Source organism: Maribacter confluentis (genome assembly GCF_030505015.1).
In the GTDB taxonomy this organism is placed as follows: Bacteria; Bacteroidota; Bacteroidia; order Flavobacteriales; family Flavobacteriaceae; genus Maribacter; species Maribacter sedimenticola.
The window spans coordinates 2,887,036-2,899,342 of the sequence record NZ_JAUKUC010000001.1; the positions used below are offsets into that span (position 1 = coordinate 2,887,036).

General features: G+C 38.1%; 10 protein-coding genes. 6 read left to right on the forward strand and 4 right to left on the reverse strand.

Going from position 1 to position 12,307, the window contains the following annotated elements; all coding sequences use genetic code 11:
- Positions 1–21 precede the first annotated feature (21 nt).
- From Q2T41_RS12500 to Q2T41_RS12515, 4 genes are all read right to left on the reverse strand, one after another.
- Positions 22–717, reverse strand: a complete 696-nt coding sequence (locus Q2T41_RS12500) for a GLPGLI family protein (RefSeq protein WP_304436365.1) — start codon at positions 715–717, stop codon at positions 22–24.
- 177 nt (positions 718–894) lie between these two features.
- Positions 895–1,641: a GLPGLI family protein gene (locus tag Q2T41_RS12505; protein WP_304436366.1), complete on the reverse strand. Its 747-nt coding sequence runs from the start codon at positions 1,639–1,641 to the stop codon at positions 895–897.
- A 102-nt stretch (positions 1,642–1,743) separates the two neighbouring features.
- Positions 1,744–3,057 carry an acyl-CoA dehydrogenase family protein gene (locus Q2T41_RS12510; RefSeq protein ID WP_304436367.1) on the reverse strand — a complete coding sequence of 438 codons (1,314 nt, stop codon included), beginning with the start codon at positions 3,055–3,057 and terminating at the stop codon, positions 1,744–1,746.
- Positions 3,033–4,007 (reverse strand): acyl-CoA dehydrogenase family protein, encoded by a 975-nt coding sequence (locus Q2T41_RS12515; protein WP_304436368.1) that lies wholly within the window; start codon positions 4,005–4,007, stop codon positions 3,033–3,035. The genes Q2T41_RS12510 and Q2T41_RS12515 overlap by 25 nt, the downstream gene beginning before the upstream one ends.
- 131 nt (positions 4,008–4,138) lie before the next feature.
- Between Q2T41_RS12515 and ruvB the strand changes: the two genes are divergently transcribed.
- From ruvB to ruvA, 6 genes are all read left to right on the forward strand, one after another.
- A complete protein-coding gene (ruvB, locus tag Q2T41_RS12520; protein WP_089259340.1) occupies positions 4,139–5,161 on the forward strand; it encodes a Holliday junction branch migration DNA helicase RuvB in 1,023 nt (340 codons plus the stop codon).
- A gap of 2 nt (positions 5,162–5,163) precedes the next feature.
- Positions 5,164–6,093: a tRNA epoxyqueuosine(34) reductase QueG gene (queG, locus tag Q2T41_RS12525; protein ID WP_304437440.1), complete on the forward strand. Its 930-nt coding sequence runs from the start codon at positions 5,164–5,166 to the stop codon at positions 6,091–6,093.
- 224 nt (positions 6,094–6,317) lie between these two features.
- Positions 6,318–7,772, forward strand: coding sequence for a sucrose phosphorylase (gtfA, locus tag Q2T41_RS12530; RefSeq protein ID WP_304436369.1), 1,455 nt, complete (start codon positions 6,318–6,320; stop codon positions 7,770–7,772).
- Between the two features lie 133 nt (positions 7,773–7,905).
- On the forward strand, positions 7,906–9,225 hold the full coding sequence (locus Q2T41_RS12535) for an MFS transporter (protein ID WP_089259342.1): 1,320 nt from the start codon (positions 7,906–7,908) through the stop codon (positions 9,223–9,225).
- A gap of 117 nt (positions 9,226–9,342) precedes the next feature.
- Positions 9,343–11,637, forward strand: coding sequence for an NADP-dependent malic enzyme (locus Q2T41_RS12540; protein WP_304436370.1), 2,295 nt, complete (start codon positions 9,343–9,345; stop codon positions 11,635–11,637).
- 59 nt (positions 11,638–11,696) lie between these two features.
- A complete protein-coding gene (gene ruvA, locus Q2T41_RS12545; protein WP_089259343.1) occupies positions 11,697–12,278 on the forward strand; it encodes a Holliday junction branch migration protein RuvA in 582 nt (193 codons plus the stop codon).
- The last annotated feature ends 29 nt before the right edge of the window (positions 12,279–12,307 follow it).

The following is a 12,307-nucleotide window of genomic DNA, read 5'->3' on the forward strand; positions in this document are numbered from 1 at the left end:
ATTATTGGAGGGTCATTGACCTTAATTTCCTTCAACGATAACTTCCATTCTTAGGTCGGGACTTACCTTTGGTATCCCCATGGTCATAGAACTGGAGCTTCCTATGGATTGTATTTGACTACCAACTTTATTCTTATGCTTTTCCCAGGATTGTTTATATTTTTCAACAAAAGTTTCCCAAGTAATTGTTTCGTTACCTTCTGTAAAAGGATAGGCAATAGGCCCGTTAAAATTTTTAATGGCTATACTTTTGGCTTCTATAGCTATTTTATTATCATCTGTGTATAGGGCCAGTACTACACCGGGCAAGCCATTAAATTTTAAGGGGGCGGCCCTAAAAGGAATTTTAGAATTAAAATAAGCAATATAATTACGCCCCCTAAAGGAAGTAGTAGCCTCTTGACATAATTGATCTAATATGGTTTTTGTTTGGCCCGTTAGGTGCCAATTAAACTTAGGGAGTGATTCCTTTACAAGGTGTTCTAATGCGTCTAATTTTTCTTGGGAAGTAATAGAATCCTTGGTTTTATAATAGGAGTGATAAAAGGATTTAGGACTTGCCTCAATTTCACCATACTTCTTGAGCATTATTGTTCTTGTGATAGTTGATAAGGACTCGTTATTGTTGCTGACTAATTCTAAAAGTCTTATTTCAGGATAGTAATCTTTAAAAAAATAATCATATTCGATATGAAGGACCTTGTTTTGTCCTAACAAAGAAAGGGTTTGAAAGCTAATAAAAAAAATTAAAAATATATGTTTCATAATTTAAAAATAATATAACAAACCCTTCATTCTATTAAAAAACCCAAAACAATGAAAAAAATGTGATGGTAATATAATTTCTTAATTTCACCATATTTGTAAAACCAAATTATTGGAGGGTCATTGACCTTAATTTCCTTCAACGATAATTTCCATTCTTAGGCCGGGACTTACCTTTGGTATCCCCATGGTCATAGTACTGGAGCTTCCTATGGATTGTATTTGACTACCAACTTTGTTCTTGTGCTTTTCCCAGGATTGTTTATATTTTTCTACAAAAATTTCCCAAGTAATTGTTTCGCTACCTTCTGTAAAAGGATAGGCAATAGGCCCGTTAAAATTTTTAATGGCTATACTTTTGGCGTCTATGGCTATTTTATTATCATCTGTGTATAGGGCCAGTACTACACCGGGAAGGCCATCAAATTTTAAGGGGGCGGCCCTAAAAGGAATTTTAGAGCTGAAATAGGCAATATAGTTGCGCCCCCTAAAGGAAGTAGTGGCCTCTTGACATAATTGATCTAATATGGTTTTTGTTCGGCCCGTTAGTTGCCAATTAAATTGTGGAGATGGCTCTTTTATAAAATACTCTTTGGCCTGTACTTCTATATCTTTGGAAATTATTGAATCACGTGTTTTGAAAATAGATTCATATGTAGTTTTAGGACTTGCTTCAATTGCCCCATACGCCCTGTACATTATTGTTTTTGTGATAGTTGATAAGGACTCTTTGTTGTTGCTGGCTAAATCTAAGTGCCTAATTTCGGGGAAGTAATCTTTAAAAAAATAATCATATTCAATGTGTAATATTTTATTTTGAGCATGATGGAATATTGGCATTAATAAAACTAGTAGGGTTATTACAGGATATTTCATAAAGAGTGTTGGAAAATAAAGGAATAAAACATTACAATTATTTTTAATGCCTTAGTTAATTTATTTAAACTTTTGTATAAAATCGAGTTAGTACTTGTATAGCTAATTAGCTATAGGCGCCGTTAAACAATGCTCAGGTATACCAAAACCATCTACCAGTTCATTTAAGTGGGGTCTCAATTCCGTACATAGCCTTTCTACCCGTTGTCTAATGGCTTTACTTTTGTTGCTTCCTAAATACCCCTGTTCCAGATACCAAGAGGCATCGTTTCGTATTTCGTTTAAGGCATACAACGTTCCTAACTTTTCAAATAGGGGCTTATAAGCTGAATCCTCAAGATGGGTATTATGTGCTATAAATGATTTATAGGCCAATTCTACACTATATGCTTTTCCAAGCTTCATTAAATGGGTCTGTACTTTTAGAAAGGCTTGATATGAAGGCATGCCTTTTTTTATATAACTGCGAATTCTCATGGCCAAAGTGTAGGTTAGTCTTCGTGTCCTATGCTCAAAAGCATGGACATGAAATTTAGGATTATATAAATGATCCTTGTCTACCTTATTGGTGTATAACGGATTTATAGTGGCAAGTTTATCGCTTAACTGACTACTTAAAATTTTAAGGACGGATGAAAAGCCTGCACTGTTAAATTCTGCTTTAAAGTCGGACAATACGCCCTTGGCCGCTAATTGCAGCAATACATTGTTGTCGCCTTCAAAAGTGGTAAATATGTCCACATCGCCTTTTAAGTCGGCAATTCTATTTTCCAAAAGATACCCCTTTCCTCCACAAGCTTCCCTGCATTCCTGGATGGTATCATTGGCATACCATGTTATAATGGATTTTAACCCTGCCACTTGTGTTTCAACTTGTCTTTTATCCTCTTGGCTATCGTCACAATAAAGCGCCATCATATGGTCAAGGGTTACATGGTATACGTAGGCACTTGCCACAAGAGGGGTCAATCGTAATTGATGTGATGGGTAATCCATTAATAGATCTTCCTGTACTTTGACGCTATCGTTAAACTGTCTACGTTTTAACGCATGTTTTATGGCCACGGTCAGCGCAAATTTTGCACCGCCCAAGCCAGCTCTAGCAACGCAAATTCGGCCACCGACCAAGGTGCCCAACATGGTAAAAAAGCGTTTGTTGGGATTTTTAATTTCGGAGTAATAGCTGCCATTGGCCAGTATGGTACCATATTTATTTAAAAGGTTGACCTTTGGTACGGAGACTTGGTTAAACCAAATCTTACCATTGTCAACCCCGTTTAGACCTAACTTATAACCATTGTCCTCTACACGAATGCCTGGTAAAAGTTCATGTTTTTCATTTCTTAATGGAACCAAAATGGCATGGACGCCTTCATTTTTTCCATCTACGATCAATTGGGCAAAAACCGATGCCATTTTTGAGTGGAGTGCATTACCAATATATTCCTTATTATCATTTTTTCCCGGGTATGTATGATGAAGGTTTCGGTAGCTTTGTCATAGGTAGCTGTAGTTTTAATGCCCCGCACATTTGATCCATGTCCTGTTTCTGTCATGGCAAAGCAGCCTAATAGTTCCGCTTTTCCGGTTTTGGTTAAATACTTGTCATGGTGTTTTTTGGTTCCCAACTTTTGTATGCTCCCCCCAAATAATCCAAATTGTACACCGAACTTAATGGTTAAACTTCCGTCCACATACATCATGTTTTCAAATATCGTTGCGTAGCCCTCCATATTATCCGTACCACCATAGGCTTTGGGGTAGGCCATTGCACCATATCCTTTATCTGCTAAAAACTGTACTTGGTTCAATACATGATCTCTAAAAGTTTCTTTGTCCCGATGTATTTCCCAATCAAATAAAGGGTCCTTTAAAACCGATCTAAACTGATCAATGACTTCGGCATGTTTTCCTTTTAATATCCGGTCTATTTTGGTAGCATCATATTGGGAAAGATTTTTACTGACATCGATCTGTACCTCAAATAGATGGTTGTAATGGTTGGGCTGTATTCCCAGGTTGATTTCTATATGCTTAATTTGTTCGTTGAAATCAATATCCTTAAAATAATGCGCCGTTATTTTTTGACTTAATACGGTTAATGGATATGTTTCATGTTCCACTAATTTAATACCGCTTTTGGTTATAAGTTGTTTCCATGATTTAAACAAGGAATCTTTTGGTGGGTTGGTTACATCTAACCATTTATATAATTGCTTTTTATCGGCTGAATTCAAAGAATCATCATTGGCTATTGCCTTTTCTACCACGTTGATTTCTGAGGCGGACAAAAGGTCATCTGACCAAATAATATAAAAAACCGGGATGTATTGTAAAATTTCTGCAGTGTATTGTTTTGTAGTCATAAGTTGAATTTACAAATTTTATGTACATTTTCTGATAGTTTTTTCGGCTTCCTTTATGGATTCTTAAAAAGCTGATGATGGGGACAACTATCTTATCAAGTTAAAGGCTGTTTGTCTATCTTTGTTAGGTTATGAATGAGCATTTAGACCCGTCTTCGGAAAATTTCTCCAATGAAGAGTTGGACATAGAAAGAGCGTTAAGGCCCGTAAATTTTGATGACTTTACAGGTCAGGAACAGGTTCTTGAAAATTTAAAAGTTTTTGTGGAAGCGGCAAATAGAAGGGGAGAGGCCTTGGACCATACTCTTTTTCACGGTCCACCAGGTCTTGGTAAGACAACCTTGGCCAATATTTTGGCCAATGAATTAGGTGTTGGGATTAAAATTACCTCTGGGCCTGTTTTGGACAAACCTGGGGACTTGGCCGGACTTTTGACCAATTTAGATGAGAGAGATGTATTGTTTATTGATGAAATACATCGTCTAAGTCCTATCGTAGAAGAATATTTGTATTCCGCCATGGAGGATTTTAGGATTGATATCATGATAGAGACCGGGCCAAATGCACGTTCGGTACAAATTAATTTAAATCCTTTTACCTTAATCGGTGCAACCACACGATCAGGACTGCTGACCGCACCAATGCGTGCCAGGTTCGGTATACAAAGCAGGTTACAATATTATTCCACGGAACTGCTCTCAACAATAGTTGAACGTAGCGCGGAAATATTACGCGTACCAATATCCCATGAAGCTGCTATTGAAATAGCGGGTAGAAGTAGGGGAACGCCTAGAATATGTAATGCGTTGTTAAGAAGGGTAAGGGATTTTGCGGAGATAAAAGGCAATGGTACTATAGATATGGAGATTTCCAAATTTGGCCTTAAAGCTTTAAACGTAGACGCCCATGGGTTAGACGAAATGGATAATAAGATACTGCTTACCATTATAGATAAGTTTAAAGGTGGGCCCGTAGGGATAACCACATTGGCCACGGCAGTTTCTGAAAGTGCGGAAACCATAGAAGAGGTGTATGAGCCTTTTCTAATACAACAAGGATTTATTATGCGTACCCCACGCGGACGTGAAGTTACTGAATTGGCCTATAGGCACCTTGGAAGAATAAAAGGAGGTATACAACCAGGTTTATTTTGAGCATAGATAAAGTAAGCAAATGGACAAAAAGTATTAAAACCGAAGCCAAACGCCTCGGTTTTTTATCATGTGGTATATCGAAGGCTGGTTTTTTGGAAGAAGAAGCGCCAAGACTTGAGAAGTGGTTGAAAAAAAATATGCACGGACAAATGTCATACATGGAAAACCATTTTGACAAGCGGTTGGACCCCACATTATTGGTAGAAGGTTCAAAAAGTGTCATCTCTTTATTGCTCAATTATTATCCAGAGGAAACCCAAACTAATGACACCTATAAAATATCCAAATACGCATATGGTCAAGATTATCATCATGTAATCAAAACAAAACTAAGAGCGTTGCAACAATTTATTACCAATGAAATTGGCGAGGTTCATGGTAGGGCCTTTGTAGACTCTGCTCCGGTTTTGGATAAAGCTTGGGCAGCTAAAAGCGGTTTGGGCTGGATCGGAAAGAACGGTAACCTACTTACACAGCAGGTTGGCTCCTTTTATTTCATAGCAGAACTAATCGTTGACTTGGAGCTGGAGTATGACCAGGCCGTTACCGATCATTGTGGTACTTGTACCGCTTGTTTGGATGCTTGCCCTACACAGGCAATTGTAGCCCCTTATGTTGTGGACGGCAGCAAATGTATTTCCTATTTCACCATTGAACTGAAAAATGAACTACCCAAAGAGGTAAAGGGTTCTTTTGACGATTGGGCTTTTGGTTGTGATGTATGCCAAGATGTTTGTCCGTGGAATCGGTTTTCCAAACCCCATAATGAGCCATTGTTCAACCCTCATCCAGATCTATTGGCTATGACAAAAAATGACTGGGAAGAAATTACCGAGGATGTCTTCAAAAAAGTGTTTAAAAAATCGGCTGTCAAGCGAACTAAATTTAATGGACTTCAGCGTAATATTGACTTTCTAAAAAGTTCAGAATAATCTTTTTTTTGCAAAAGGTTTTATGGGTGAAATTTAATCTTCTGCATAGTGGAATTCTAAAGTTTTTATTTTTTTATCCAACGCAAACGTTTGAAATTTGTTTACTGGTCCGTATTGGTAAAACCGGCTTATTTTTTAAGGTTTTAAGTACTATATTGGGTTTTGATTAGTGAAAAACACCCTGTTTAAAAGCACTAATTCAATATCAATTATAATCATTCCCAATGAATAATAAAGTACAATTAATTACCTATGTGGATAGGCTAGGATGTGAGAATATTAATGGCTTAGATCTGTTGTTGCAAAATCAGTTAAAAGGATTGTTTGGAGGTGTACATTTGCTTCCATTTTATTATCCAATTGATGGGGAAGATGCGGGTTTTGACCCTATTGATCACAAGCAAATAGATGAGCGTTTAGGGAATTGGAACAACCTTAAGGAACTTAGTGGATCGGTAGATGTAATGGCTGACCTGATCGTAAACCATATGTCCGCAAAGTCATCTGAATTTCAAGATTTTTTAAAACATGGGGAGGATTCCGAATACGCTGAGCTTTTTTTAACCTTCGACAAGGTTTTTCCTAAAGGAGCTACAGAGCAAGACCTTTTGGCAATTTATAGACCTAGGCCGGGTTACCCATTTTCCAAAATGAAAATGGCCAATGGAGAGGAACGTATAATTTGGACAACGTTTACCACCAATCAAATAGATATTGATGTGTATTCTTCAAAAGGGATGGCCTATTTGGATGGGATTTTAAACGAGTTTCAAAAAGCTGGGGTTAATATGATCAGGCTAGATGCTGCCGGTTATGCCATAAAGAAAGCTGGTACTAGTTCGTTTATGATCGATGAGACCTTTACATTTATTGATGAGCTTACCGTAAAAGCCAAAAACCTGGGAATAGCCGTTCTTGTTGAAATTCATTCTTTTTACAAAACCCAAATTGAAATAGCCAAAAAAGTAGATTTTGTATATGATTTTGCATTGCCGGTCCTAGTTTTGGATACCCTGTTTAATGCCAATGCCCAAAATTTAAAAAATTGGTTGGAGATAAGTCCAAGAAACGCAATAACGGTACTTGATACACATGACGGTATTGGTATTATAGATGTGGCATCGGAAAATGGGGAAAAAGGATTGATAGATGACAATACCTTAGACGATATTGTAGAGCGTATGCACACCAATAGTGGAAATACCAGTAGAAAGGCTACAGGCGCTGCGGCTTCCAATCTAGACTTATACCAAGTAAATTGTACTTACTTTGAAGCGCTGGGCAAAGACCAAAGAGCTTATTTTGCGGCTAGAGCCATTCAGTTTTTTGTGCCTGGGATACCTCAAGTGTATTATGTAGGACTTTTTTCTGGAGAAAATGATATGGAACTCTTGACCAAAACTAATGTAGGTAGAGATATTAATAGGCACTATTATGATATTCAAGAAATAGATGCCCATATAAAAACTCCTTTCTTTAAAAAATTCGAAAAATTAATGCGTTTAAGAAATAGTCATGTAGCTTTTAACGGTACTTTTAATATACTGCCAACGGAGCCTACTATTTTGAATATAAGGTGGGAAAAGGATAATGATTGGGTTGCACTGTACATAAACCTGACAACGCTAGATCTAAAGATTACCTATACAGAAGGTCAAAAAGAGGTTGAACTTTTATAAAAGCAATCAAGGGGTATAAACTATAACGTTATCGTTGTAATATCTTTGAAATTCTTGTGTACATATATCGTTGCTGTTTATTTAAAATGCTATATTGTTTGACCTTAGTGGATAGGAATAATATTGAAGTATTATGAATTTTAGTAAACCGAGTTTAAGTTTTTGGCAGATATTTAATATGAATGTTGGGTTTTTAGGAATCCAATACAGTTTTGGTCTTCAGCAGACGGCAATAAACCCTATATTCTTATACTTAGGTGCACCAGAGGAAATGTTACCTATTTTGAACATTGCCGGCCCGGTTACAGGTTTGGTAATTCAACCAATAATTGGCGCTATGTCAGACAAAACTTGGTCTGAACGTTGGGGGCGCCGTAAACCATATTTTCTAATTGGGGCCATTTTAGGTAGTTTGTGCCTATTTGCATTTCCTACCAGTCCGGTTTTATGGTTTGCCGTAGGACTCTTGTGGATTTTGGATGTAGGTAATAATATGGCCATGGAACCATATAGGGCTTTTGTAGGTGATAAATTGCCAGAAAAACAATTAAGTCTAGGGTATCAAATGCAAAGCCTGTTCGTTGGTGCGGGTATTTTATTGGCAAATGGATCTATTGTACTTTTTCAATACCTATTCGGTGGGGATTCTGTTGAAGCGGCAGGGACCATCCCCACATGGTTGTATTACTCGTTCTATATTGGAGCCATCTTATCCATCACCACTATCCTTTGGTCGGTACTAAAAACTCCGGAAATTCCACCAACCACAGAAGAGCTTGCGGAAATAAACGAAGCCAAGGGCAAATCAATTTTGGAAAGAATTGCTTTGCCGTTCAAGGAAATTTCCCAATCTATAAAGAAAATGCCAAAATTCATGTGGAAATTGGGTGCGGTTTACCTTTTTCAATGGTATGCTCTTTTTATCTATTGGCAGTATACTACTCCGTTGTTTAAATTGACCATGGGGTACAGCACTGGAGAAGCGGCATCGCAGTCTGCACAGATGAGTTTAACTTATAATATAGTAACTATGGTCGTAGCCTTGGCCTTGGTACCTTTAACCTTAAAATATGGTGGTAAAAAAGTTTATGCGCTCAGTTTGGTAGGTACGGCCATTGCATTATTTTCAATTCCGTTTATTCAAGATCCAACTTTGGTGCTGGTCCCCATGGTCTTATTTGGTATAGGTTGGGCGGCCATGATGGGAATTCCTTATACTATGGTATCTAAAGTGGTGCCCCAAGAAAGGCGTGGGGTGTATATGGGAATTTTAAATATGATGATCGTTATTCCTATGGGAATTGAAACTTTGACCTTTGGCCCCATTTATAAATATTTGTTGGGTAACAATGCAATTAATGCCATGTTGTTTGCTGGTGCTTTCTTTGTTCTTGCTGCAATTTTTGCTATGCGGTTAAATGTGAAAAACAAAAAAGAAGCCGTGGATATTTAAATATTCCACTCTTTTATACTCCCTTTGATATCGTAGCTTTATTCTTAATATAAAACTGCGTTCTTTTCTCGCTCTTTTAAAGAATACCTTTAAATTTGACGAATAAAATTATAGAACATGAGCAAGGAAAAGCAAAGAAGGGAAGCGCTTATTTACCATGCAAAGCCACAGCCTGGTAAAATCAAAATAGTTCCAACAAAACCATACAGTACTCAAAGAGACCTTGCTTTGGCCTATTCGCCAGGTGTGGCTGAACCTTGCTTGGAAATCGCAAAGGATAAGGAAAATGTATATAAATATACTTCTAAAGGAAATCTGGTAGCTATTATTTCTAATGGCACTGCCGTATTGGGATTGGGTAATATTGGTCCTGAGGCATCCAAACCTGTAATGGAAGGTAAAGGATTGCTGTTTAAAATCTTTGCCGATATAGACGGTATAGATATTGAAGTGGATACCGAGGATGTAGATAAATTTATAGAAACGGTTAAAATGATCGCACCAACGTTTGGTGGTATCAATTTAGAGGATATAAAGGCGCCTGAAGCTTTTGAGATCGAGCGTCGTTTAAAAGAGGAATTGGATATCCCCGTTATGCATGACGATCAACATGGTACTGCAATTATTTCGGCAGCAGCGTTGTTGAATGCATTGGAGCTTGCCCATAAGAAAATGGAGGATGTACGTATAGTAATCAGTGGTGCCGGCGCCGCAGCGGTATCGTGTACAAAATTATACAAGGCTTTTGGTGCAAGGGCTGAGAATATTGTAATGCTAGATAGTAAGGGGGTCATTCGTAAGGATGCAGAAAACTTGGCTGAAAGTAAAAAGGAATTTGCTACGGATAGAAAAATAGATACTCTAGAAGAAGCAATGGTAAATGCAGATGTGTTCGTAGGATTGTCCATCGCAAATATCGTATCCCCGGAAATGTTAAATAGCATGGCGGATAATCCAATTGTATTCGCAATGGCCAACCCTGATCCGGAAATTGACTATAATCTCGCCATTGATACCCGCAAGGATATCATAATGGCCACAGGTAGGTCGGATCATCCTAACCAAGTCAACAATGTATTAGGTTTCCCTTTCATATTTAGGGGAGCGTTAGATGTAAGGGCAACTGCTATAAACGAAGCTATGAAAATGGCAGCCGTTAAAGCCTTGGCAGACCTTACCAAACAGCCGGTGCCGGAACAGGTCAATATTGCCTACGGGGAAACCAGGTTGGCGTTTGGAAAGGAATATATAATTCCAAAACCGTTTGATCAACGATTAATATATGAGATACCTCCTGCCGTTGCAAAGGCAGCTATGGAAAGTGGTGTAGCCAAAGCACCTATACAGGACTGGGACAAGTACCGTGAAGAGTTAATGTTGCGTTCAGGTAATGACAATAAGGTCGTGCGGTTACTTCATGGTAGGGCACGAACCAACGCTAAGAAAATCGTTTTTGCGGAAGCCGATCACTTAGATGTATTGAAGGCGGCCCAAATTGTACATGAAGAAGGTATAGCAACACCTATTCTATTGGGTAGAAAGGAAATTATCCTTGAATTGAAAAAAGAATTGGAGTTCGATGCCGATCTAGATATCATTGACCCAATGTCAGAGGAGTTTGATGAGCGCCATATTAGATATGCTACCAAATATTGGGAAAGCCGTAAACGTAGTGGTGTAACTTTTTACAGTGCCAAAATAAAAATGCGTGAACGCAACTATTTTGGGGCAATGATGGTCTTGGAAGGAGATGCGGACGGTATGATATCTGGTTATTCAAGGGCCTATCCAACGGTAGTAAAACCAATTTTAGAAGTTATAGGTAGGGCAACAGGGGTCAAAAAAGTGGCTACCGTAAATATTATGATTACGGAAAGGGGTCCATTGTTCTTGGCGGATACATCCATCAATATTGAGCCTAATGCTGAAGAACTTGCGGATATTGCCCAAATGACGGCTAATGTAGCGACAACCTTTGGTTTTGACCCGGTATTGGCCATGTTAAGTTATGCCAACTTTGGTTCATCTGTTCACCCTAATGCAAGAAAGGTGAAGGAAGCTGTGCATATTTTACATGAAACATGCCCTAATTTGGTAGTGGACGGTGAAATTCAAACAGATTTTGCATTGAACAAGGAACTACATGAAAGTAAATTCCCATTTTCAAAATTGGCCGGTAGAAAGGTGAATACGTTAATTTTCCCGAATTTGGACTCCGCTAACATTACGTATAAGTTACTTAAGGAACTTAATGGTGCAGACTCCATTGGTCCAATTATGGTTGGCTTGCGCAAAGCGGTCCATATCATGCAACTTGGGGCAAGTGTAGATGAAATAGTAAATATGGCCGCTGTTGCCGTAATAGACGCCCAAGAAAGGGTAAAACGTAAAAAGGCAAAGGAAGCCAAATAAGAAAACCATACTATAGGGAAATGATTACGGTTTCATTTCCCTAATTAATATTAAGTTGTATGATACATCATTTAAAAGGTAGGTTAATTGAAAAGAACCCAACACATGTTATTGTGGAGTGTGGTGGCGTTGGTTATTTTGTGAATATTTCATTGAATACCTTTTCAAAATTACCTGAAGATGAAAGTATTTCAATTTTTACCCACCTTCAAGTAAAGGAAGATTCCCACACCCTTTATGGTTTTGTAGAAAAATCCGAACGTGAAATTTTTAGGTTGTTGATTTCGGTTTCCGGCATTGGATCAAGCATCGCAAGAACTATGTTGTCATCGCTTTCACCACTGCAAATTAGGGATGCCATTGCCAATGGCGATGTAGCCACAATTCAATCCATAAAAGGAATCGGTGCCAAAACCGCACAGCGTGTAATTTTGGATCTTAGGGACAAGGTATTAAAAGTCTATGATATTGACGAAGTTTCGCTCAATGCAAACAATACAAATAAAGATGAAGCGTTATCTGCTTTAGAAGTTCTAGGCTTCGCACGTAAACAGGCAGAAAGGGTTGTCGATAAAGTGCTTGGTCAAGATGCTTCTAAAAGCGTAGAGGAAATTATTAAGCTCGCGCTCAAAAATTTGTAATTAGTTTAAAAATAAGGGGCGATTAAAAA